Consider the following 23,715-nt stretch of genomic DNA (forward strand, 5'->3'; position numbering starts at 1 on the left):
GCTTCGGGCGACGTACGTGACGCCTCGGCAGGGGTCGGTCAACGAGCTGTGGCCTGGAGTGGTCCACGAATGCCAAGACGTCACTCGCGTCGGTCGAGTTGGCATCGCATCGACCACTCGGCCGACCGGGGTGACGCTTCAGGCGACGGGAGCGACGCCTCGGCCGACGGGGGTGACGGCTCGCCTAAGTGGGCCGAGTCGGCTCGTCATAACGAGCCGACTCGGCAGGATTTTGCGTCAAGGTGCGCCAACTCGGCCTGGGGAGATGCGGCGGGCGTTCTGGCGTCGGCCGAGGCGTCAGCGCGGTCGGTCGAGAGGTCAGCCCGGTCGGTCGAGTTGGCACCACGATGACCACTCGGCCGACGCCCGTGACGCTTCGGGCGACGTACGTGACGGCTCGGCAGGGGTCGGTCAACGAGCTGTGGCCCGCCGACGACTGCCGAGACGTCACTCGCGTCGGTCGAGTTGGCATCGCATCGACCACTCGGCCGACCGGGGTGACGCTTCGGGCGACGGGAGCGACGCTTCGGCCGACGGGGGTGACGGCTCGCCTGACTGCGCCGAGTCGGCCCGTCATAACGAGCCGACTCGGCAGGATTTCGCGTCAAGATGAGCCGACTCGGCTGCTTGGGGGTCAGCCGACGAGGTGGGGGTCGGGGGTGTTGACGAGGTCGCCCTCGATCCAGACGCTGCGTACGTCGGCGGGGGTGCCTAGGGCGAACATCTTGGCCAGGGCGTCGGCGGGGTCGGCGGCGTGGGCGAGGCCTACGTCGAGAGGGGTGCTGGGGGCGGGCTTGATCCACTGGGCGTCGAAGCGGCGGCCGAGGGAGAAGTCGCCGACGGCGGAGGCGAGGCCGAGGGCTTCGGCACCGGCGACCGTGGCCAGGTGGAGGAGGTGGGTGGGGGTCAGGGGGTGACCGGCCTCGCCGAGGAGCTGCTGGGCGACGTACGCTCCCAGGCCCTCCTTGAGCAGGGAGAACCCGGTGCCGGCGCCGACGTCGGAGCCCATCGCGACGCGTACGCCGTGGGCACGGTGGCGGGCCAGCGGGAAGAGACCGCTGCCGAGGGCGGCGTTGCTGGAGGGGCAGTGCGCGACGGCGGCGCCGCGGGCGGCCAACAGGGCGAGCTCGGGGTCGGTGGGGTGCACGTTGTGCGCCAGGACGGTGCCGGGTCCGACCAGGCCGTGCCGGTCGTAGGAGGTCACGTAGTCGCAGCCGCAGAGCTCCTCGACGGTCTCGATCTCGCGGGTGTTCTCGTTGACGTGGGAGGTCAGCATGGCCCCCGGTACGGCGCGCAGCACGTCACCGCAGGCCTCGAGCAGCGGCTCGGTGCACGACAGCGAGAACCGCGGGGTCACCGCGTAGCGGGCCCGGCCGACGCCGTGCCACCGGGCCGCGAGCGCCAGCGACTCCTCCCGCGCGCGAGAAGGGTCGGTGAAGAGGTCCTCGCGGATGAGCCGGTCGCTGACCACGAGGCCGCTGGTGATCCGCAGCCCGACCCGGGCGGCCTCGGCGAAGACGGTGTCCACGGCCGGCGCGAAGTGGCTGCCGAAGACCAGCGCCGTGGTGGTGCCGGCACCGACCAGGCCGCGGACGAAGTCGGAGGCCACGCCTGCGGCGTAGGCGGTGTCGGCCAGGCGCGCCTCCTCGGGGAGAGCGGTCTGGTCGAGCCAGTCGAGCAGCGGCATGCCGAGGCCGCCGATGACGCGTACCTGGGGGAAGTGCACGTGGGTGTCGACGAATCCGGGCAGCACGAAGCCTCCGCTGAGGTCGACGACGTCCTCCTGGGGGTGCAGTCGGCGCAGATCGGCGAACGATCCGCGGGCGCGGATCACGCCGTCGCGTACCAGCAGGGCGCCGTCCTGCTCCGTGCGGAGCTCGCCGCCGGAGAACGGGTCGGAGGGAGTGTCGAGGAAGGTTCCTCGGAAGAGCGTCATTCTGGATGTCACCTTGATTGTTGTTCGGTCCGCGCGGGGTCGCCCGCGAAGATCTGGAGCAGCCGGGCCGCGACGCTGACCGCGATCGTGGCCGGTTCCTTGCCGCCGAGATCGGGAAGTCCGATGGGTGTGGTGATGCGCGCGATCGCCTCGGGGGCGTGACCCTCGTCGGCGAGCTTGGCCCGGAACCGGCTCCACTTGGCGCTCGAGCCGATGAGTCCGATCGACCCCAGGTGCCCGGCGCGGAGCGCCGCGTCGCACAGGGCGGCGTCCTCGGCATGGTCGTGCGTCATGACCAGGACGTGGGTGCCCTCGGGCAGCTCGCCGATGACGAGCTCGGGCAGCACCGGCACCTGGTGGACGTGGACGCCGGCGACGGCGTCGTCCAGGCCTTGCAGGTGCGCAGGCGAGAGCTGGGCGGCGCGGGAGTCGACCAGGTGCAGCTCGAGGTCGTGGCGGGCCAGGATGCGGGCCAGCTCGACCCCGACGTGGCCCATCCCGAAGATGGCCACCGAGGGCACCACGGGCAGCGGCTCGAGCAGCAGCTCGACCTCGCCGCCGCAGCACTGCACGCCGTGCTGGTAGGGCGCCTTGTCGGAGAGCGACACCTTCAGGCTCTCAGGCGCCGCGCGATCCTCGGCGAGCATCGCCCGGGCGCGCTCGATCGCGACCGCCTCAAGGTTGCCGCCACCGACGGTGGCCCAGGTGCGGTCGGCCGAGACGACCATCTTCGCCCCGGCCTCGCGCGGCGAGTGACCGCGTACGGACGACAGGGTCACGAGTACGCCGGGAACCCGCTGCTCCCGCAGCCGCTGGACGGCCTTCAGCCACTCCATGTCCTCACCTCTCTCCGGCCATGGCCGGCTCGGCGCCGGCGTCGCTCGTCTCGTGGCCCTGGGACGTACGCGCCTTGTCGAGCGCCCAGAAGACCGCTTCGGGTGTCGCCGGACAGCCGAGCTCGACGCTGGTGCCGGCCGGGCCGAATGCGGCGGCCGCCTCGCGGAGCGCCTCGCGTACGGAGAAGGCGAGCATCAACGGCGGCTCGCCGACGGCCTTGGAGCCGTAGACGGCGCCCTCCTCGTGGGCCTTCTCGAGCAGCTTCACCCGGAAGTCCTCGGGCATCTCGGAGAAGCTCGGCAGCTTGTAGGTGCTCGCCGCCTGCGTGGCCAGCCGGCCGCGGTTCGGCCCGTCGGAGGTGTCCCAGCGCAGGTCCTCCAGGGTCAGCCAGCCGGCGCCCTGCACGAACCCGCCCTCGATCTGGCCGATGTCGATCAGCGGGCTCAGGCTGTTGCCGACGTCGTGGACGATGTCGACGCGCCGCAGCGTGTAGGCGCCGGTGAAGCCGTCGACCTCGACCTCGGCCGCCGCGACCCCGTTGGCGAAGTACTTGAACGGCTCGCCCTGCATGACGTTGGGGTCCCAGTGCAGGCCCTCGGTGCGGTAGAAGCCAGCCGCCCACAGCTGCACCCGCTGGTGGTAGGCGGTGTTGACCAGCTCGTTCCAGCCGATCTCCCCCGACGCCGGGGAGAGGCCGCGGACGACGCCGTCCTCGATTCGTACGTCGTTCGGGCTGATCCCGAGATGGCCACCGGCGACCTGGGCGAGCCGCTCGCGGATCTGCTCGCAGGCGTTCTTGATCGCGGCGCCGTTGAGGTCGGCGCCGGAGCTGGCCGCGGTCGCCGAGGTGTTGGGCACCTTGTCGGTGCGCGTCGGCGCCAGCCGGACCCGGGACAACGGAAGCCCGAGCGCGGTGGCCGCCACCTGGAGCATCTTGGTGTGCAGGCCCTGACCCATCTCGGTGCCGCCGTGGTTGATCAGCACCGAGCCGTCCTTGTAGACGTGGACGAGGGCGCCGGCCTGGTTGAAGGCGGTCAGGTTGAACGAGATACCGAACTTCACCGGCGTCATCGCCAGGCCCCGCTTGGTGTGCGGGTGGCGAGTGTTGAAGTCGGCGATCTCCGCGCGACGGCGAGCCACCTCGCCCGAGGCGGCGACCTGGTCCCAGCAGGCCGCCAGCCGGTCGGCCTGCCGCACCGGCTGGCCGTACGGCGTGGTCTGGTCCTGCTGGTAGAAGTTGCGGCGGCGCAGCTCGATCGGGTCGATGCCGAGCAGCGGTGCGCACCGGCCGAGCAGGTCCTCCATGACGAGCATGCCCTGCGGTCCGCCGAAGCCGCGGAACGCGGTCTGCGAGGTCTTGTTGGTGCGCGCGACGCGGCCGTCGACGCGGATGTTCGGCACCCAGTAGGCGTTGTCGATGTGGCACAGGGCGCGGGCCAGCACCGGCTCGGAGAGGTCGAGGCTCCAGCCGCCGTCGGCGGTGAGGGTCGCCTCGAGCCCGACGATGTGGCCCTCGTCGTCGAAACCGGCACGCCAGGTGCTGTGGAAGCCGTGGCGCTTGCCGGACATGGTGATGTCCTGGGTGCGGTTGAGCCGCAGTCGTACGGGCCGCCCGGTCAACCGAGCGCCCAGCGCGGCGATGGCCGCGTAGCCGTGCGGCTGCATCTCCTTGCCGCCGAACGCGCCGCCCATCCGCAGGCACTGGACGGTGATCTCGTGGCTCGGCACACCGAGCACGTGGGCGACGATCTCCTGGGTCTCGGACGGGTGCTGGGTGCTGCTGTGCACCAGCACCTGGCCACCCTCGTCGACCAGCGCGAGCGAGACGTGGGTCTCGAGGTAGAAGTGCTCCTGACCTGCGAACTCGAACTCACCCTCGAAGACGTGGGGCGCGCTCGCGAGGGCCGTCGACACGTCGCCGCGCTCGAGGTTACGAGGGGTGCCCTGGAAGCTCTCCGCCGCGATCGCCTCGGTCACGGTGACCAGCGACGGCAAGGCCTCGTAGTCGACCTCGACGGCGGCCGCACCCAGCCGGGCGGCCTCCTGGGTCTCGCCGAGCACCCAGCACACCGCGTGGCCGTGGAACATCACCTCGGTCGGGAAGAGCGGCTCGTCATGCTTGACGCCCGCGTCGTTGATCCCGGGTACGTCCTCGGCGGTCAGGACGCGGACGACACCCGGGACCTCGTAGGCGGGCTCGGTGCGGAGCGAGGTGACCAGGGCGTGCGTGTGCGGGGCCTGGACCGGCCAGGCGTGCAGCGTGCGGGCGATCCGGCCGACCAGGTCGTCGGTGTAGAGCGCCTCGCCGGTGACGTGCAGCGCGGCGCTCTCGTGCGGGAGCGGGATCCCGACGATCGGGTTGTCGGGGCGTTCGGACAGGGCGCTCATGCGGGCACCTCCTCGCGGTGGTTGTGGAACAGGCGGAGCAGGGACTGGCCGAGCATCGCCGAGCGGTAGGACGCGCTGGCGCGGTGGTCGTCCATCGGGGTGCCCTCGGTGGCGAGGACGGCCGCGGCGCGGCGTACGGACTCCTCGGTCCAGGCCTGCCCGACCAGGGCGTCCTCGGTGGCGACGGCGCGCAACGGGGTGGCGGCGACGCCGCCCAGACCGATCCGGGCGCGGGCCACGGTGCCGTCGACGATCTCGATGGCGTAGCCGACGGCCACGCTGGAGATGTCGTCGAAGCGGCGCTTGGCGATCTTGTGGAAGCCGACGACCGGAGCCAGCGGCAGCGGCAGCCGTACGCTGCGGATCAGCTCGTCCGCGGCCCGGACCGTCTCGCGGTAGCCGGTGAAGTAGTCGGCCAGCGCGACGACCCGCTCGCCGCGCGGCGAGGCCAGCACGACCTCGGCGTCGAGCGCGAGCAGCGCCGGCGGGGCGTCGCCGATCGGGGAGGCGGTGCCGATGTTGCCGCCGAGCGTCGCGCCGTTGCGGATCAGGCGGGAGGCGAACTGCGGGAAGAGCTCGGCCAGGAGCGGGACCCGGCCGTTGAGCTTGCGCTCGATCTCGGTCAGCGTGAGGGCCGCGCCGATCTCGACGTGGCCGGTCCGGAAGGAGAGCTCGCGCAGCTCGGGCAGCCGGTCGACCGCCACGACGAGCGGCGCCCGGCGGCCGCGGATGTTGACCTCCACGCCCCAGTCGGTCGAGCCGGCGACGACCTGCGCCTCCGGCCGCTCGACCAGCAGATCGAGCGCCTCGGTGAGCGTGGCCGGGCGGATGAACTCGGCACCGTCGACGGCGATCCGGGTCGGTCGGACCTCGGGCGGTGGCTGCTGCTGGCGCGCGGCGAACGCGTCGTCGGCCTCGGGTGCGCCGAGGGCATAGGCGGCGTCGCGGATCGGGCGGTAGCCGGTGCAGCGGCACAGGTTGCCGCTCAGCGCGTGCAGGTCGACGCCGTTCGGGCCGTGCTCGTGGTCGCAGGAGTCGCCTTCCCCGGCAGCCTCCCGGCTCGGACGGTAGTACTCCGCGGCGAGGCTGCAGACGAAGCCCGGCGTGCAGTAGCCGCACTGCGACCCGCCGCGTACGGCGAGCTCCTGCTGCACCGGGTGGAGGTCGCTGCTGGAGCCGAGCCCCTCGCTCGTGACGATCTCCTGGCCGTCGAGCGCGGCGATCGGCACGAGGCAGGCGTTGATCGAGGTCCACTCGGTCGGAGAGGTGGTGCCGGGCCGAGCGACCAGCACCGAGCAGGCGCCGCACTCGCCCTCGGCGCAGCCCTCCTTGGCGCCGGTCAGGCCGCGGCCGCGCAGCCAGTCGAGGGTGGTGGTGTAGGTGGCGACCCCGTCCAGGGGTACCTGGTCTCCGTTGACGGTGACCCCGAGGACACCGGTGACACCGGGGGCGCTGGGCGTGCTCATGGCTGGCTCCGGATCGGGTTGCGGGTGCGGGCGCTGTGGATGGGGTTGGCATCGCGCAGGAAGTCGTCGAAGCGGTGGCCGGCGATCTTGGCGATCTCGATCAGCGCGGCGGCGTGCTCCTGCCGTTCGCAGTTGCCCAGCCGCGACCGACCCTCGGCGAGGATCCGGTCGAGCGAGTCGGAGTCGCGTACGGAGATGACCAGCGGGAAGCCGAACCGCTCGTGATAGGCGTCGGTGAGCGAGGTCAGCGCCTCCTGGTCCGGCTCGGCCAGGTGGGTCAGGCCCTTCGAGGACTGGTCGCGCAGCGACTCCTCGCCGACCATCCCCTCCGAGACCAGCTTCGAACCGAGCTCGGGGTAGGCCTCGATCAGCTCGCGCTGCTCCTCGGCCGAGCCGCTGAACAGGGCGTCCTGGAAGGCGCGGCGCAGCGCGTGGGTGTCGGTGAACGGACGCTGCTCCCAGGCCCGCTCCACCATCCACCGCGGCCCCTGGAAGAGGCCGTCGAACGTCTCCACGAACTCGGTACGTCCCATCTGGTTGACCTGGTCGAGCCGGACGCCCTCGCCGGGCTGACCGGCGACGGCGGGGCCGTAGTCGGGGCCGACGTGGTGGAACAGGATGTTGAGCAGGATCGCGGTGAGGCTGCCGAGGGTGATGCCGCTGCCGAAGATGATCTCGGCCCACCCCGGGACGGCCTGGGCGACCTCGGGCTGCGCGGTGACGTACATCGCCAGACCGACGCTGGTCGCCACGATCACCACGTTGCGGTGGTCGTGGAAGTCGACCTTGCTGAGCGTCTGGAAGCCGACGACCGCGACGGTCGCGAACATCGCCAGGGCGGCGCCGCCGAGGACCGGGTGCGGGATGCCGGCGACGATCGCGCCGACCTTCGGGAGGAGCCCGATGAACACCATGATCAGGCCGGCCGCAGCGACGACCCAGCGGCTCTTGACCCGGGTCAGCCGGACGAGGCCGACGTTCTCGGCGAAGCAGGTGTAGGGGAAGGAGTTGAAGACGCCGCCGATGGTGGTGGCCAGGCCGTCGGCGCGCAGGGCGCGGGCGATGTCGGTGCGGCCGATCCGCTTCTCCACGATCTCACCGGTGGCGAAGACGTCACCGGTGGTCTCGACGGCGGTGATCAGCATGACGACGATCATCGAGATGATCGCGGCGGCGGAGAACTGCGGCCAGCCGAAGTGGAACGGGGTGGTCACCCCGACCCAGTCGGAGCCGGCGACCGCGTCGAAGTGGGCGTCCCCGAGAGCCCACGCGACCAGGGTGCCGACGACCAGGCCGACGAGCACGGCGACCGTGGCCATGAAGCCCTTGAAGACCCGCTGGATGACCACGATCAGGGCCAGGGTGCCCAGGGCGTACGCCAGGTTGCGGCCGCTCGTGGGGTCCGAGGTCGGGCCGGCGCCGCCGGTGGCGTCCGCGGCCGCGACCGGGAGGAGCGCGATGCCGATGATGGTGATCACCGAGCCGGTCACGACCGGTGGGAAGAACCGGATCAGCCGGCTGAAGTAGGGGGCGATGAAGAAGGTCGCCAGACCGGCGACGATCACCGCGCCGTAGATGACAAGCAGCCCGTCGGTGCCGCCACCGGCCGCCATCCCGATCGCGATCATCGGCGAGACGGCGGTGAAGGTGACCCCCTGCAGCAGCGGGAGGCGTACGCCGACCTTCCAGAAGCCGACCGACTGGATGATCGAGGCGATGCCGCAGGTGAACAGGTCGGCGTTGATCAGGTGGATCAGCTCCTGCTGACTCAGCCCGATCGAGTTGGCGAGCAGGATGGGCACGATCACCGCCCCGGCGTAGAACGCGAGCACGTGCTGGAGGCCGTAGACGGCGAGCTTGCCCGCCGGGAGCACCTCGTCGACGGGGTGGGTGGGGCGGCCACCGTCCTTCTTCTGGGGCCGTATCGACCTCAGGGCTGCTCTCGCGTTCATCCTCACACCTTTCTCGGGGGCGCCCTCGTGGGCAGGTGAGCTGTGACTAACACCACAGCCTGGTCTCTTCGGGCGCCGAGCGGCACCCGCCGATCATCCGAAGATGGGGTCTGCGCGGATGCGGCCTTTGTGTGATGCTCCAGAATGACGTGCTGCCGGTTTCGGAGTGGTTTCCGTGGCGTGAAACAAGGCCTCGTGGATCGCGTGTAACACGTTGTTCGTAGGACTATCCGGTCGCTCCAACAGGGCGAGTAGTCCTACGAACGACGTGTTACACCGGCGGCGGTTCAGAGCGATCGGAGCGCGAGGAAGACGTCGACCCGATCCTCCATCGTGGTCAGGTCGCGGCCGGTCAGCTCCTCGACCCGTGAGATCCGGTAGCGCACGCTGTTGACGTGGAGATGGAGGGACTCCGCCGTGCGCGTCCACGACCCGGCGTACGTCAGGAACCGGTCGAGCGTCGGCACCAGATCGCTCCCGGTGCGCTGGTCGTGCTCGAGGACCGGGCCGAGGACGCGCTGGGCGTAGGTGCGGCGGATGTCGTCGGGGACGGTGGCGAGCAGCAGCACGTGGGAGGTGACCTCCTCCGAGCTGGACAGCGCCACCGCGCCGCCGCCGGAACGGGCGACCCGGTGGGCGAACCGGGCCTCCTCGAGCGCACCGGCCAGCGCGTCGATGCCGCTCTCGCCGCTCAGTCCCACCGACAGCGAGCCGCGGACCAGGGCCGGCGCCAGGCGGGTGAGCGAGCGGCGCAGCTGGTCGGTGAGGTCGGGGCGGGCGGGGAGGAACGCGACGGCGCAGCCGTCCCGTGCGCTGGCGACCACGGACGGTCCCAGGCCGAGGGCCACGTCCTCGAGCACCGCGGCCACCGCGTCGGGCGGGCCGCCGGGGCCGAGCTCGGCCACGGCGAGCACGAGCGGACGCTCGGGATCGAGGCCGGACTGGCGCAGCCCGGTCGCGATCTCGGCGGGTGAGGCGCCGGCCTCCAGGTGGGCGAGGGTTGCTGCCGCCAGCGGTCGCCGGACGCGGAATCCTTCGTCACGGCGCGAGCGGTCCAGGGCGGTGATGGCGCCGAACTCGTGGACCATGTCGAGGTCCTCGCGCGGCCAGGTGGTGTGGTCGCCCTCGACCGCCACCGTCCAGCCGGTGAGGCGGTCGGCCAAGCCCGACCCGATGGGGAACAGGGAGTAGCGCCGGTCCCCGGCCTCGGCCACGGCGGGCAGCAGGTCGGCGGTCAGGAAGCGGCGGGTCAGCGCATCGACCGTCTCCGGGTCGAGCTCGCCGGGACCGGGTACGACATGGCGCCCGCTCGCGGTGAGCACCCGGCACGCGTGGCCGATCTCGGAGGCCACCCGGGCGGCCAGCTCGTCGAGGCTGCGGCCGGAGGCGATGGCGGAGAGGAGCTGGCGCTGGCGGGCCAGGCTGGCCGACATCCGGGCGCTCTCGCCGGCGGCACCGGCGGCGGCGACGTACTCGGTGACGTCGGCGAACGCCACATCCCCGGGCACCTCGACCAGGGCGACGTCATGGCGGCGGCAGGCCTCGACGAGGTCGTCGGGCACCGCGCCGAGCAGGGCCGCGCCGGCCAGCAGGCAGGTCGCGCCGCCCTCCGCGATCGAGGACACGAACGTCTCGCTGTCCTCCGGTCCGCGACGCCAGACGAGGCCGGTGAGCACGAGCTCGCCGCCGTTCAGATAGCGGCCCGGCTCGAGCAGGTCGATCGTGATCGTGCGACCGACGGGACGGTCCAGCGACCCCTCGGGCGCGTGCAGGAGTCGCAGGCCCAGGTCGGGCGTCTCCAACAGCTCTGCCAGTTGCACGGTGCCTCCACGGTCCGTCAGCCGCGTATTGGAGGAACGTACAACGCCCGCGCCCGTACGCGGGAGGCCGTTGTCGTTTCTTCACCAGTTTGCGGCTGAGGGGTCTGGTCGGGTTGACGTGACTCCGCTCACATCCTTATATTTCGAATGTCAGAAATCAAATTCCGCATTACGGAAGGAATGGTGAGATGACCCACCAGCTCCGCTACGAGGTGAACTGCTCGATCCTGTTCACCGAGCTCCCGCTGCTCGAGCGCCCCGCGGCGGTGAAGGCCGCCGGCTTCGACGCGGTGGAGTTCTGGTGGCCGTTCGCCGAGGCGGTGCCGTCCGACCAGGACGCGGACGCCTTCGTCGCCGCCGTGCAGGACGCCGGGGTGCACCTGGTCGGCCTCAACTTCTTCGCCGGTGACATGCCTGCGGGCGACCGCGGTCTGGTCTCCTGGCCGGCCCGGTCGGCGGAGTTCCGCGACAACATCGACGCCACCATCGGCATCGGTGAGCGACTCGGCTGCACCGCGTTCAACGCGCTCTACGGCAACCGTGTCGACGGCGTCGCCGCCGAGGAGCAGGACGAGCTCGGCGCCGAGAACCTCGCGCTGGCCGCCCGCGCCGCGGCCCGGATCGGTGGCACCGTGCTGGTCGAGCCGGTCAGCGGCGCCGACCGCTACCCGCTGCTCACCGCCGCCGACGCGGTGGCCGCGATCGACCGCGCCGGCGAGGCGAACATCGGCCTGCTCGCCGACCTCTACCACCTCGCCGTGAACGGTGACGACGTCGACGCGGTGATCGCTGCGTACGCTGCTCGGATCGCGCACGTGCAGATCGCCGACGCCCCGGGCCGCAACGAGCCCGGCACCGGCGAGCTCCCGCTCGAGCGGCAGCTCGCCGCGCTCGAGGCGGCCGACTACGCCGGCTGGGTCGGGCTCGAGTACAAGCCCGCCACGACCTCGGCCGAGAGCTTCGACTGGCTGCCGCGCGAGCGCCGCAGCGCCGCCACCAGCACCCACTGACGACCCCCGCAGGAGAGATCATCATGACCAACATCGCTTTCATCGGCCTCGGCATCATGGGCAACCCGATGGCCGTCCACCTGGCCGAGGCCGGCCACGCCGTGGCTGGCTATGACCACTCGATCGAGCGGGCGAAGCCCCTGGTCGGCGCGGGTGGCCGCGCCGCCGAGTCGACCGCCGACGCCTGCCGCGACGCCGAGATCGTCTGCATCATGGTCCCGGACTCGCCCCACGTCGAGGAGGTCCTCACCGCCGAGGGCGGCGTCTTCGAGTCGGCCCCAGCCGGCGCGCTGATCATCGACTTCTCCAGCATCCGGCCCGACGTGAGCGCGGCGCTCGCCGAGCAGGCCACCGAGCGCGGCTTCCGCATCCTCGACGCCCCGGTCTCCGGCGGCGAGGCCGGCGCGAAGAACGCGGCCCTCTCGATCATGGTCGGGGGCGAGGCCGACGATTTCGCCACCGCCAAGCCGCTCTTCGACGCGGTCGGCAAGACGATCGTCCACGTCGGCCCGAGCGGTGCCGGCCAGACGGTCAAGGCGGCCAACCAGCTCATCGTCGCCGCCAACATCCAGGCGCTTTCGGAGGCGGTCGTCTTCCTGGAGGCGTACGGCGTCGACACGAAGGCAGCCCTGGAGGTGCTCGGCGGCGGGCTCGCCGGTTCGAGCGTGCTCAACCAGAAGAAGGAGAACATGCTGACCCGCTCCTTCCAGCCCGGCTTCCGGATCGACCTGCACCACAAGGACATGGGGATCCTCACCTCCGCCGCCCGCGAGGCCGGCGTCGTGGTCCCGCTCGGCTCGCTGGTCGCCCAGCTGATGGCGAGCGCGCGTGCCAACGGCGACGGCGGCCTCGACCACTCCGCCCTGCTGCGGGGCGTCGAGCGCCTGAGCGGCTCCACCACCAAGGGAGAGAACTGACATGGCACGCATGCGCGCGGTCGACGCCGCCGTCCTGATCCTGGAGAAGGAGGGCGCGACCCAGCTGTTCGGCCTCCCGGGTGCCGCGATCAACCCGTTCTACAGCGCGATGCGCGAGCACGGCGGGCTCCAGCACGTGCTCGCCCGCCACGTCGAGGCGGCCTCCCACATGGCCGAGGGCTACACCCGGGCGAAGGCCGGCAACATCGGCGTCTGCATCGGCACCTCCGGCCCGGCCGGCACCGACATGATCACCGGCCTCTACTCGGCCTCCGCCGACTCGATCCCGATCCTGTGCATCACCGGCCAGGCGCCGGTCGCGAAGCTCCACAAGGAGGACTTCCAGGCGGTCGACATCGCCGCCATCGCCGGCCCGCTCACCAAGATGGCCGTCACCGTCATGGAGCCCGCCCAGGTCCCGGGCACCTTCCAGAAGGCCTTCCGGCTGATGCGCGAAGGGCGTCCCGGCCCGGTCCTGGTCGACCTGCCGCTGGACGTCCAGCTGGCCGAGATCGACTTCGACATCGAGACGTACGAGCCCCTCCCGATCGCCAGGCCGGCGGCCAGCCGTGCCCAGGCGGAGAAGGCGCTGGCGATGATGCTGGCCTCGGAACGCCCGCTGATCGTCGCCGGTGGTGGTGTGGTCAACGCCGACGCCGCCGATCTGCTGGTCGAGCTCGCCGAGGTCACCGGCGTCCCCGTCGTCCCGACGCTGATGGGCTGGGGGACGATCCCGGACGACCACGCGCTCAACGCGGGCATGGTCGGCCTGCAGACCTCGCACCGCTACGGCAACGCGACCATGCTGGCCAGCGACTTCGTCCTGGGCATCGGCAACCGGTGGGCCAACCGCCACACCGGCTCGGTCGAGACCTACACCCGGGGACGTACGTTCGTGCACATCGACATCGAGCCGACCCAGATCGGCCGGGTCTTCGCGCCGGACTACTCCATCGTCTCCGACGCCCGCGCGGCCCTCGACATGCTCATCGAGGTGGCTCGCGAGTGGGCGGGCGCCGGCAGGATCCCGAGCCGTACGTCCTGGGCCGAGGAGTGCGCCGAGCGCAAGCGGACCCTGCACCGCAAGACCCACTTCGACAACGTCCCGATCAAGCCGCAGCGGGTCTACGAGGAGATGAACCGCGCTTTCGGCACCGGCACCCGGTACGTCACCACGATCGGTCTCTCCCAGATCCAGGCCGCGCAGCTGCTGCACGTCTACCAGCCGCGGCACTGGATCAACGCCGGCCAGGCCGGCCCGCTCGGCTGGACCCTCCCGGCCGCGCTGGGGGTCGCGACCGCCGTCCCCGACGGCCAGGTCGTCGCGCTCTCGGGCGACTACGACTTCCAGTTCCTGATCGAGGAGCTGGCGGTCGGCGCCCAGTTCAACATCCCCTACATCCACGTGGTCGTGAACAACTCCTACCTCGGCCTGATCCGCCAGGCCCAGCGCGGGTTCGAGATGGACTACTGCGTCCAGCTCGCCTTCGACAACGTCAACAGCCCCGAGGTCGACGGCTACGGCGTCGACCACCTCAAGGTCGCCGAGGGCCTGGGCTGCAAGGCGATCCGGGTCACCGACCCTGCCGATCTGGGCGCCGCCTTCGAGAAGGCCAAGGCGCTCCAGGCGGAGTATCGGGTGCCGGTGCTCGTCGAGGTCATCCTCGAGCGCGTCACCAACGTCTCGATGGGCGTCGAGATCGACGGTGTCGTCGAGTTCGAGGAGCTGGCCGAGCGTGGTGAGCACGCCCCGACCGCGCTCGTCCCGCTGGACTGAGTCATGGTCCGCGTGCTGGTCGCCTCCGACAAGTTCAAGGGATCGCTCACCGCTGCCGAGGTCGCGGCGGCGGTGAGCGCCGGGATGCGCCAGGGACGTCCCGACGTGGTCGTCGACGCGATCCCGGTCGCCGACGGCGGCGACGGCACCCTGGCGGCGGCCGAGTCCGCCGGCTTTACGCTGGTGCCGGTCGCCGTGGCCGGGCCGACCGGGTCGCCGGTTCGGACCGCGTACGCCCGGCGTGACGACACCGCTGTCGTCGAGCTCGCCGACGCGGCCGGGCTCGCCCGGCTTCCCGGGGCGCCGGACCCGTTGGGTGCCTCCAGTCTCGGGGCCGGCCAGGCGATGGCCGCCGCGATCGATGCCGGCTGTCGCCGCGTGGTGCTCGGCATCGGCGGCAGCGCCAGCACCGACGGGGGAGCGGGTCTGCTCCGCGGGCTCGGCGCCCGGCTGCTCGGCGCCTCGGGCGCCCCGGTCGGCGATGGCGGCGTCGGCCTCGAGGACGTGGTCCGGCTCGACCTCACCGAGCTCCACCGCCGCATCGAGGGGGTCGAGATCACCGTCGCCTGCGACGTCGACAACCCGCTCACCGGACCCCGTGGCGCGGCCGCGGTCTACGGGCCGCAGAAGGGCGCGGACCCCGACCAGGTACGCCGCCTCGACGCCGCCCTCGGCCACTGGGCCGACGTCGTCGCGGAGGCGACCGGTGTCGATCTCCGGGACCACCCCGGCGCCGGTGCTGCCGGCGGTGTCGGCTTCGCCGCCGTCGCCCTCCTGGGCGCCGAGCTCCGCTCGGGGATCGATCTCGTCCTCGAGCTGGTCGACTTCGCCTCCGGGCTGGAGGGGGCGGCCCTCGTCGTCACCGGCGAAGGGGCTCTCGACGAGCAGACCCTGCACGGCAAGGCCCCGGCCGGCGTCGCCGCCGCAGCCGCCCGCGCCGGCGTCCCGGTCGTGGCGGTCTGCGGGGTCAACCACCTCGACCACGACCGGCTGCGAGCGGCCGGCATCGGCGCTGCGTACGCCTTGGTGGACATCGAACCCGACCGGCAGCGCTGCCTGACCGACGCAGCGGCCCTGCTCGAGCAGATCGCGGAGCGGATCGCCGCCGACCATCTCGTCAAGGAGGACGTATGAGCGAGCGCCGGAATGCTCACCGAGGTAACTCGGTGAGCGTGCACCTCCTTCGTGGAGTTCCACGAGGGAACCGCAACCAGACCGAGGTGACTCGGTCAGCATCCGAGGAGGCGGCATGAGACTGCTGAGTGTGGGACCGGCGGGCCAGGAACGGCCGGCGGCCCTCGACGACCAGGACGTGCTGCGTGACCTGTCGGCCGTCGTGCCGGTGGTCGACGGTGACCTGCTCGGCGACCCCGAACGGCTCCGACTGATCCGAGAGGCGGTCGCCTCGGGCGTACTTCCGAGAGTCCCCGACGGCACCCGGATCGGACCACCCGTGGCGAGGCCGGGCAAGATCGTCGGGGTCGGGCTCAACTACGAGGACCACGCCGAGGAGGCCGGGGTCGCGATCCCGGACGAGCCGGTCGTGTTTCTCAAGCCGTCGACGTCGATCGCCGGCCCCTACGACGAGATCGAGCTGCCGCCGGGCTCGACGAAGACCGACTACGAGGTCGAGCTGGGCGTGGTGGTCGGGCGAAGGCTCTCCCGGTGCCCGGATCCGCAGCAGGCGCTCGCCGCGGTGGGCGGCTACCTCACCGCCGACGACGTCAGCGAGCGTGAGCGGATCGCGGCCGGGCCCACCTGGGCGAAGGGGAAGTGCGCCGACACGTTCACCCCGATCGGTCCCTGGCTGGTCACGCCCGACGCCGTGGGCGACCCGCAGGACCTCGTCCTGGAGCTCCGGGTCGACGGCGAGCGGCGGCAGCGCGGGACCACCGCCCGGATGGCCTACGGCGTCGGCGAGCTCCTCGCCTACCTCAGTACGCTGATGACACTCGAACCCGGCGACCTGGTGCTGACCGGGACACCTGGCGGGGTCGCAGCGTTGCGGCCCGAGCCCCGACCCTTCCTGCGGGAGGGGCACGTGGTGGAGGCCGAGGTGACCGGCCTGGGGCGCCAGCGGACGCGGGTGGTGGCAGTCGATGAGGCGGAGGTGAGGGTGTGAGTCGAGATCTCGACGTCGTCATCCGGGCGGCGCGGATGGTGACCCCCGAGGGTGAGCGAGCGGGCAGCGTCGGAGTACGCGACGGGAAGATCGTCGCAGTGGAATCCGCCGGCCTCACAGCGGAACGCGTGGTCGAGCTCGCCGAGGACGAGGTGCTGATGCCCGGCGTCGTCGACGCGCACGTGCACGTCAACGACCCGGGCCGGACGGAGTGGGAGGGCTTCGCCTCGGCGACCCGGGCGGCCGCCGCCGGCGGCGTCACCACGATCGTGGACATGCCGCTCAACAGCATCCCGCCGACCTGCGACCTGCCGGCGCTCGACCTCAAGCGCAAGACGGCGGCGAGCCAGGCCTTCGTCGACGTCGGCTTCTGGGGCGGTGCCATCCCCGGCAACGTCGCCGAGCTGCGGCCCCTGCACGAGGCGGGCGTCTCCGGCTTCAAGTGCTTCCTGCTCCACTCGGGCGTCGACGAGTTCCCTCCGCTCGACGCCGAGCAGCTCGAGCTCGCCATGCGCGAGATCGCGACCTTCGACGGCCTGCTGATCGTGCACGCCGAGGACGCCCACGCGATCGAGCACGCGCCCGCGGCGGGTGGGGGGACGTACGAGAGGTTCCTGCACAGCCGGCCGCGGGGTGCGGAGAACCTCGCGATCGCCCAGGTGATCGAGCTGGCCCGGTGGACCGGCTGCCGCGTCCACATCCTGCACGTCTCCAGCTCCGACGTGCTCGCGATGCTGGCCTCGGCCCGTCGCGACGGGGTCCCGATCACGGCCGAGACCTGTCCCCACTACCTGACCTTCGCCGCGGAGGAGATCCCCGACGGCGCGACGCAGTACAAGTGCTGCCCGCCGATCCGGGAGGCGGCCAACCGCGAGCTGCTCTGGGAGGGCCTGCGCGGCGGCGTCATCGACATGGTCGTCACCGACCACTCGCCCTCGACCCCCGACCTGAAGGCCCTCGACACCGGCGACTTCGGCGTCGCGTGGGGCGGCATCTCCTCGCTCCAGCTCGGCCTCTCGGCGGTCTGGACCGAGGCCCGGGCCCGCGGGTTCGCCCTCACCGACATCGCCCGCTGGATGTCGCAGGCACCCGCCGGCCATGCAGGCCTGACCGGCAAGGGACAGATCGCGGTCGGCCACGACGCCGACTTCGCGGTCCTCGCCCCCGACGACTCCTTCGTCGTCGATGCCGCGAGGCTCCATCACAAGAACGCCGTCACGCCCTACCACGGCCGGTCCCTCACCGGCGTCGTCCGCCAGACCTGGCTGCGTGGCGAGAAGATCGACATCGAGGCCGCGCCCCAGGGCCGGCTGCTCAGCAGAGCCACCACAGAAGGAGCCCGACCATGAGCGCACCCCGCTACTACGCCCCGACCGGCGGCCACCCGTCGCAGCGGGAGCTGACCACCGACCGGGCCGTCTTCACCGAGGCGTACGCCGTGCTCCCCCGTGGCACCATGCGCGACATCGTCACCAGCAAGCTGCCGTTCTGGGAGGGCACCCGGCTGTGGGTGATCGCACGCCCGCTCTCGGGCTTCGCCGAGACGTTCTCGCAGTACATCGTCGAGGTCTCGCCCGGCGGCGGCAGCGACAAGCCCGAGCTCGACCCGGGCGCCGAGGGCGTCCTGTTCGTGGTCGAGGGCGCGCTGACGCTCTCGATCGAGGGGGAGAAGCACGATCTCGCCCCCGGCGGCTACGCCTTCCTCCCGCCCGGCTCCGCCTGGACGCTCCACAACACCAGCGACCAGGTCGCCCGCTTCCACTGGATCCGCAAGGCCTACCAACGGGTCGAGGGGATCGCGGTGCCGGACGCATTCGTCACCAACGAGGTCGACGTGCCCGGTGGCGAGATGCCGGGCACCGACGGCGCCTGGAAGACCCAGCGCTTCGTCGACCCCGATGACGTACGCCACGACATGCACGTCAACATCGTCAGCTTCGAGCCCGGCGGTGCGATCCCGTTCCCGGAGACGCACGTGATGGAGCACGGGCTCTACGTCCTCGAGGGCAAGGCCGTCTACCTGCTCAACAAGGACTGGGTCGAGGTGCAGGAGGGCGACTTCATGTGGCTGCGGGCGTTCTGTCCGCAGGCCTGCTACGCCGGTGGACCCGGCCGGTTCCGCTACCTGCTCTACAAGGACGTCAACCGGCACGCGGTCCTGTCGCGGCAGTTCGGCTGATGCCGGTCGCGGTCGTCACCGGCGCCGGCTCCGGCCTGGGCAGGGTGATCGCCCAGGCTCTGGACGGCGCCGGCTTCCAGGTCGCCCTGCTCGGGCGCACCCGGACCTCGCTCGAGGAGACCGCGTCGGTGATGGCGCGGTCCCTGGTGCTGCCCACGGACGTCGCCTCCGCCACCGAGGTGGAGGCCGCGTTCGCCGCCGTCGTGGGGATGTGGGGGCGGGTGGACCTGCTGGTCAACAACGCCGGCACCTTCGGTCCGAGCGGCGAGGTCGACGAGGTCGCGCCCGAGGAGTTCGCGGCGACGCTCGCGGTCAACGTCACCGGCTCCTTCCTCTGCGCCCGGGAGGCGTTCGCGCGGATGAAGCGACAGGACCCGCCTGGCGGGCGGATCATCAACAACGGCTCCATCTCCGCCCACGTCCCCCGCCCGGGCAGCGCCGCCTACACCACCTCCAAGCACGCGATCACCGGCCTCACCCGAGCCCTCGCGCTCGACGGCCGCGCTCACGACATCGCCGTCGGCCAGATCGACATCGGCAACGCGGCCACCGAGATGACCGCCGGGATCGCGGTCGGCGCCCGTCAGGCCGACGGCACCGTACGCCCCGAGCCGACCTTCGACCCGCAGCACGTCGCCGACGCGGTCGTCGCCATGGCGCAGCTCCCGCTCGGCGTCAGCGTGCCCACGATGACCATCCTCGCGACCGGGATGCCGTACGCCGGTCGCGGCTGACGCTCCTCGGGTCGGCGAAAAACACGACTGCCGGACCCAATCCGATTCGCCTCGGAGACCGAAGACCGGGTGACGGCGCCTCTGCGTCGCTCGCCCCTTCGACCCCTGAGGAGCCCGATGAGCAGCGCGGACCACGACCACCGCCGGATCGCGGTGGTGGGCAGTGGTGTGGCCGGCCTGACCGCGGCCTACGTGGCGTCGCTGCACGGCGTGGTCACGCTCTTCGAGGCCGATGACCGGCTGGGCGGTCATGCCGACACCCACCGTGTCACCGCGCCCGACGGGAGCGAGCTGGCGATCGACACCGGCTTCATCGTGCACAACCGGCGTACGTATCCGACGCTGCTCCGGCTCTTCGCCGAGCTCGACGTGCCGACCCAGGTCTCCGAGATGTCGATGTCGGTGCGCTCGTCGGGCGCCGAGGTGGAGTACGCCGGTGCGCGCGGGCTGCGCGGGGTGCTGCCCGACCGCCGTGCGCTCCGCCCGGCGCACCTGCGGATGCTGACCGAGATCCCACGGTTCCATCGGGCGGCGCGCGCACTCCTCGCCGGCGACGAGCCCGACGATCGCACCCTCGAGGCGTTCCTGGACGAGCACGGGTTCACCGCGCACTTCCGTCGTCACTTCATGGCGCCGCTGGTCGCCGCGGTGTGGTCCTGCGACCCGGCCACGGCGCTGAGCTACCCGGCTCGCTACCTCTTCGAGTTCCTCGGCCACCACGGCATGCTGCAGGTCTTCGGCTCGCCGCGCTGGCGCACGGTCACCGGCGGGTCGGCGACGTACGTCGAGAGGGTCGCCACCGCGATCCGCGCCAGGGGCGGCCGGGTGCTGACCTCGACGAAGGTGGTGAACGTGGTCGAGACCGGCGCCGGTGTCGAGATCACGGACGGCAACGGACGCACCGAGCTCTTCGACGCGGCCGTGCTGGCGACGCATCCCGGACAGTCGCTGGCGATGCTCGGCGAGCCGACGGCGGCCCAGCGGGAGATCCTGGGTGGGTTCCCGTACTCCGCCAACCAGGCTCAGCTGCACACCGACACCAGCCTGCTGCCGGCCAGCGAGCACGTCCGGTCCTCGTGGAACTACCTGGAGCGTCCTGGCCGCGGTCAGGTCACGGTCACCTACGACCTGACCCGGTTGATGCGGCTGCCGGCTCCCGGAGGCGTACGTCACCTGGTCACGCTCGGCGGGGCCGACCTGATCGACCCGGCGAAGGTGATCGCCACCATGGAGTACGAGCACCCGCTCTACACCCCGGAGTCGGTGGCCGCGCAACAGCGCGCCGACGAGCTGGACTCCGACGTGCTGGTCTTCGCCGGAGCCTGGCGTGGCTGGGGGTTCCACGAGGACGGCGCCCGCTCCGGGGCCCGGGCCGCCCAGCGGCTGGGGCTGCCTTGGACGACCCCCTCGGAACCTCCGGAGACCGCGACCGGGGTGTACCGCACCACGGTCAGCCACACCCGACGAGGGCCTCTGCGGAACCGGTTCGTGCACCGTTCCCACTGGCAGGTGGTCGACCTGGACCGGCTGCCCGACCACGGGCTCCTCGGCCGCTTCGAGGCCCGCGACCATCTGGGCGACCCCGAGCTCTCGATCCGGGAGAACCTCGCCGCGTTCCTGAAGCTCCACGACATCGACCTGGGCGAAGTCCGGGTGCTGATGGCGGCTCAGCCGAGGGCCTTCGGGTTCTGCTTCAACCCGATCAGCGTCTACTGGTGCACGGCCGCCTCCGGGGAGCCACTGGCCACCGTCGTCGAGGTGCACAATACCTACGGCGACCGGCACGCTTATCTCGTCCACCCCGACGAACGGCATCGGGCACAGGTCACGAAGGCGATGTACGTCTCGCCGTTCCACGGCGTCGACGGCCGCTACGACCTCGCCGTGCCTCCGCCCGACGGACGGCTCGCGGTCGCCGTCCGGCTGACCACCGAGGACGGGACCGTCTTCGACGCCGCCGTCCGCGGCTATCGGATCGAACCGCGGTTCGGGGCCACGCTCCGGTCCGCTCCCGCTGCGCTCCTCGGCGCGGTCTGGATCCGTATCCATGGCGTAGCACTGTGGCTACGACGCCTGCCGGTCAACAGAAGGCCATTGCACCACCAAGAAGGAGTCCGATGAACACCATCGAAGCCCCCGCCGCCCCGACCCTGGTGGCCGAGCGTTGGCCGATGCTGCAGGAAGCGCCCGACGGCCTGGTGACCCGGGGCACCGCGGCCGCCGCCGGGACCGTGTTCCGGGCCGCCACGAAGCGGCTCGGCATCAGCGTGAGCGAGGACGGCAGCCCGGCCGACATCGTGCTGCACCGGCCCGAGGAGTTCTACGCCAGGCTCAGCCGGCACGGGCTGATCGGTTTCGGCGAGGCGTACCTGACCGGCGCCTGGGACGCCCCCGAGCTGGGGGAGACCCTGACCGTCCTCTGCCGCGACCTCGACGGTCTCCTCCCCGGGTGGGCGCAGCGGCTGCGCGGGGTCTACGAGCGGCGCCGGGGCGCGAAGGACCTGAACACCCCGGAGAACGCGCGCGAGCACATCGGCCACCACTACGACCTGTCCAACGACTTCTTCGCGCTCTTCCTCGACCCGACGATGAGCTACTCGGCGGGCCTCTTCTCCTCGCTGCCCTCGACCGAGGACCTGGCGCTCGCCCAGCACCGCAAGATCGACCGGATCCTCGACGAGGCGGGGGTCGGCGCAGGCACGCGCCTGCTGGAGATCGGCACCGGCTGGGGAGAGCTGGCCCTGCGGGCCGCCGCCCGGGGCGCCCAGGTCACCTCGGTGACCCTCTCCGTCGAGCAGGCCGCGCTGGCCCGGCGCCGGATCGGCGCGGCGGGTCTGGACCATCGGGTCGACGTCGAGCTGCGCGACTACCGAGCCGTGGAGGGGACGTACGACGCGGTCGTCTCGGTCGAGATGATCGAGGCGGTGGGTGAGCGGTTCTGGCCGGCCTACTTCGCGAAGATCGACGAGGTCCTGGCCCCGGGCGGCACCGCGGTGATCCAGGCGATCACCATGCCGCACGACCGGATGCTCGCGACCCGGAACACCGAGACCTGGATCACCAAGTACATCTTCCCCGGCGGCCTGCTCCCGTCGACCGAGGCGATCACCGGCGTCACCGAGGAGCACACCCGGCTCCGGGTGCGGAGCCGGCTCTCGTTCGGCCCCCACTACGCCGAGACCCTGCGGCGGTGGGACCTCGCGCTGCTCGACCGCGCCGAGGACGTCCGGGCGCTCGGGTTCGACGAGACGTTCCTACGGATGTGGCACTTCTACCTGGAGTACTCCCGGGCCGGGTTCGCCGCGGGCTACATCGATGTCCAGCAGCTCACCTTCACCCGGGAGGAGGTGGTTGCTCGCAAGTAGTGCCTGGGTCAGACGGTTTAGACGGGTTAGACGGTCGGGACGGTGCCGCCGTCGATCACGTACTCGGCGCCCACGATCGCCGAGGCGCGGTCCGAGACGAGGAAGCCGACCAGGTCGGCGATCTCCTCGGTGTGCGCGAATCGTCCCAGGGGTACGCCTCCCAGGGAGTCGAAGATGGTCTGCTTGGCTGCTTCACGGGGGAGCCCGTTGCCCTCGGCGATCCGGTCGACGAACTCTTCGTAGGCCTCGGTCTCGATGCCGCCGGGGCTGATCGCGTTGACCCGTACGCCGCGCGGGGCGAGCTCGTTGGCGAGCCCCTTGCTGTACGTGCGCAGCGCGGCCTTCGCGGCTGCGTACGGCAAGGTCGCATCGTGGAGGGGCAGCTCACGCTGGATCGAGGTGAAGTGCAGCACCACGCCCGACCCGGATTCGATCATCGCCGGGAGGAGGGCTCGGTCCAGCCGTACCGCCCCCAGGAGGTTGAGGTTCAGCTCGGTGAGCCACTGGTCGTCGGTGATGACGGCGAATCCACCGGGCGGCGTCGACGAGCCGCCGACGACGTGCACCAGGATGTCGAGCGTGCCGACGTCCTCGGCGATGCGAGCGGCCACGGCGTCGGTGCCTTCCGCCGTCAGGATGTCGGCTTCGATGAACCGGTCGGGGTGCTCGTACCCCTCGGGCATGGTGCGCGCCGTCACGTACACGTCGGCACCCAGCTCTCGCAGCCTCTCGACGACGGCCCTGCCCGAGCCCTTCGAGCCGCCGGTGACCAGTGCCCGGCGACCGTCGAGACGATCGCGATCTGAACTAGACATTTTCTCTCCTTCGAAGCTCGAGGTGATGCGGGGTCAGGCGGGGTGGTTGGCGATGACGAGCTCGGTGATGAGGGCCTCGCGCAGCGCGAACCGGTAGTCGAGCTCGGCGACGCCGCCCGGGAACGTGCCCTCCAGCCGCAGGGTGACCACCCAGTGGGCGTCGTCGACGCGGTGGGCGCCGACCTGCTCGGTCGTGTACTCGAACTCCGCCCCGGCGTCCCGCAGGAACGCGTACGTCTCCTCCCGGCCGCGGAAGGTCTCGTCCTGGTCGACGATCACGGCGTCCTCGGTGAGGAATGACGAGGCGGTGTCGGCGTCGTAGGCGATGTGCGCGGTGAGGAAGTCGCGCACGGTGGTCGGGAGCAGGGTGGACGGGATCTCGGTGTGCTGTGTCATG

18 protein-coding genes are annotated in these 23,715 nt (G+C 71.6%); 10 read left to right on the forward strand and 8 right to left on the reverse strand.

What is annotated here, in order from left to right; all coding sequences use genetic code 11:
* Nucleotides 1–634 precede the first annotated feature (634 nt).
* From ACZ6WN_RS03205 to ACZ6WN_RS03230, 6 genes are all read right to left on the reverse strand, one after another.
* The gene (locus ACZ6WN_RS03205; protein ID WP_465862650.1) at nucleotides 635–1,936 is read right to left on the reverse strand and encodes a guanine deaminase; all 1,302 of its coding nucleotides are present in this window, start codon (nucleotides 1,934–1,936) and stop codon (nucleotides 635–637) included.
* A gap of 8 nt (nucleotides 1,937–1,944) precedes the next feature.
* Nucleotides 1,945–2,772, reverse strand: a complete 828-nt coding sequence (gene xdhC / locus ACZ6WN_RS03210; RefSeq protein WP_465862651.1) for a xanthine dehydrogenase accessory protein XdhC — start codon at nucleotides 2,770–2,772, stop codon at nucleotides 1,945–1,947.
* A gap of 4 nt (nucleotides 2,773–2,776) precedes the next feature.
* Entirely contained in the window at nucleotides 2,777–5,161 is a 2,385-nt protein-coding gene (gene xdhB, locus ACZ6WN_RS03215) for a xanthine dehydrogenase molybdopterin binding subunit (RefSeq protein ID WP_465862652.1), read from the reverse strand.
* Nucleotides 5,158–6,627 (reverse strand): xanthine dehydrogenase small subunit, encoded by a 1,470-nt coding sequence (locus ACZ6WN_RS03220; protein ID WP_465862653.1) that lies wholly within the window; start codon nucleotides 6,625–6,627, stop codon nucleotides 5,158–5,160. The genes xdhB and ACZ6WN_RS03220 overlap by 4 nt, the downstream gene beginning before the upstream one ends.
* Entirely contained in the window at nucleotides 6,624–8,579 is a 1,956-nt protein-coding gene (uraD, locus tag ACZ6WN_RS03225) for a 2-oxo-4-hydroxy-4-carboxy-5-ureidoimidazoline decarboxylase (RefSeq protein WP_465862654.1), read from the reverse strand. The genes ACZ6WN_RS03220 and uraD overlap by 4 nt, the downstream gene beginning before the upstream one ends.
* A 287-nt stretch (nucleotides 8,580–8,866) precedes the next feature.
* Entirely contained in the window at nucleotides 8,867–10,399 is a 1,533-nt protein-coding gene (locus ACZ6WN_RS03230) for a PucR family transcriptional regulator (RefSeq protein WP_465862655.1), read from the reverse strand.
* Between the two features lie 188 nt (nucleotides 10,400–10,587).
* Between ACZ6WN_RS03230 and ACZ6WN_RS03235 the strand changes: the two genes are divergently transcribed.
* The 10 genes from ACZ6WN_RS03235 to ACZ6WN_RS03280 all read left to right on the forward strand — a co-directional run bounded on the left by ACZ6WN_RS03235 (nucleotide 10,588) and on the right by ACZ6WN_RS03280 (nucleotide 22,503).
* Complete coding sequence (locus ACZ6WN_RS03235) at nucleotides 10,588–11,409, forward strand: hydroxypyruvate isomerase family protein (RefSeq protein WP_465862656.1); 822 nt, start codon at nucleotides 10,588–10,590, stop codon at nucleotides 11,407–11,409.
* 23 nt (nucleotides 11,410–11,432) lie between these two features.
* A complete protein-coding gene (locus ACZ6WN_RS03240; RefSeq protein WP_465862658.1) occupies nucleotides 11,433–12,326 on the forward strand; it encodes a 2-hydroxy-3-oxopropionate reductase in 894 nt (297 codons plus the stop codon).
* Between the two features lies 1 nt (nucleotide 12,327).
* A complete protein-coding gene (gcl, locus tag ACZ6WN_RS03245) occupies nucleotides 12,328–14,103 on the forward strand; it encodes a glyoxylate carboligase (protein WP_465862659.1) in 1,776 nt (591 codons plus the stop codon).
* Between the two features lie 3 nt (nucleotides 14,104–14,106).
* The gene (locus tag ACZ6WN_RS03250; protein ID WP_465862661.1) at nucleotides 14,107–15,237 is read left to right on the forward strand and encodes a glycerate kinase; all 1,131 of its coding nucleotides are present in this window, start codon (nucleotides 14,107–14,109) and stop codon (nucleotides 15,235–15,237) included.
* 115 nt (nucleotides 15,238–15,352) lie between these two features.
* Nucleotides 15,353–16,225 (forward strand): fumarylacetoacetate hydrolase family protein, encoded by an 873-nt coding sequence (locus ACZ6WN_RS03255; RefSeq protein ID WP_465862662.1) that lies wholly within the window; start codon nucleotides 15,353–15,355, stop codon nucleotides 16,223–16,225.
* Entirely contained in the window at nucleotides 16,222–17,574 is a 1,353-nt protein-coding gene (gene allB / locus ACZ6WN_RS03260) for an allantoinase AllB (protein WP_465862663.1), read from the forward strand. Before ACZ6WN_RS03255 ends, allB begins: the two co-directional genes overlap by 4 nt.
* Entirely contained in the window at nucleotides 17,571–18,404 is an 834-nt protein-coding gene (locus ACZ6WN_RS03265) for a bifunctional allantoicase/(S)-ureidoglycine aminohydrolase (protein WP_465862664.1), read from the forward strand. The genes allB and ACZ6WN_RS03265 overlap by 4 nt, the downstream gene beginning before the upstream one ends.
* The gene (locus tag ACZ6WN_RS03270) at nucleotides 18,404–19,138 is read left to right on the forward strand and encodes an SDR family oxidoreductase (protein WP_465862665.1); all 735 of its coding nucleotides are present in this window, start codon (nucleotides 18,404–18,406) and stop codon (nucleotides 19,136–19,138) included. Before ACZ6WN_RS03265 ends, ACZ6WN_RS03270 begins: the two co-directional genes overlap by 1 nt.
* A gap of 117 nt (nucleotides 19,139–19,255) precedes the next feature.
* Nucleotides 19,256–21,259 carry an FAD-dependent oxidoreductase gene (locus tag ACZ6WN_RS03275; RefSeq protein WP_465862666.1) on the forward strand — a complete coding sequence of 668 codons (2,004 nt, stop codon included), beginning with the start codon at nucleotides 19,256–19,258 and terminating at the stop codon, nucleotides 21,257–21,259.
* Nucleotides 21,256–22,503, forward strand: coding sequence for a class I SAM-dependent methyltransferase (locus tag ACZ6WN_RS03280; RefSeq protein WP_465862667.1), 1,248 nt, complete (start codon nucleotides 21,256–21,258; stop codon nucleotides 22,501–22,503). Before ACZ6WN_RS03275 ends, ACZ6WN_RS03280 begins: the two co-directional genes overlap by 4 nt.
* A 26-nt stretch (nucleotides 22,504–22,529) precedes the next feature.
* On the opposite strand, the gene ACZ6WN_RS03285 is transcribed toward ACZ6WN_RS03280, so the two are convergent.
* Both ACZ6WN_RS03285 and ACZ6WN_RS03290 read right to left on the reverse strand, forming a co-directional pair.
* Nucleotides 22,530–23,318 carry an SDR family oxidoreductase gene (locus ACZ6WN_RS03285; RefSeq protein ID WP_465862668.1) on the reverse strand — a complete coding sequence of 263 codons (789 nt, stop codon included), beginning with the start codon at nucleotides 23,316–23,318 and terminating at the stop codon, nucleotides 22,530–22,532.
* A gap of 33 nt (nucleotides 23,319–23,351) precedes the next feature.
* Nucleotides 23,352–23,714 carry a nuclear transport factor 2 family protein gene (locus ACZ6WN_RS03290; protein ID WP_465862669.1) on the reverse strand — a complete coding sequence of 121 codons (363 nt, stop codon included), beginning with the start codon at nucleotides 23,712–23,714 and terminating at the stop codon, nucleotides 23,352–23,354.
* Nucleotide 23,715 lies beyond the last annotated feature (1 nt).

This window comes from Nocardioides sp. NPDC054178, assembly GCF_055585005.1.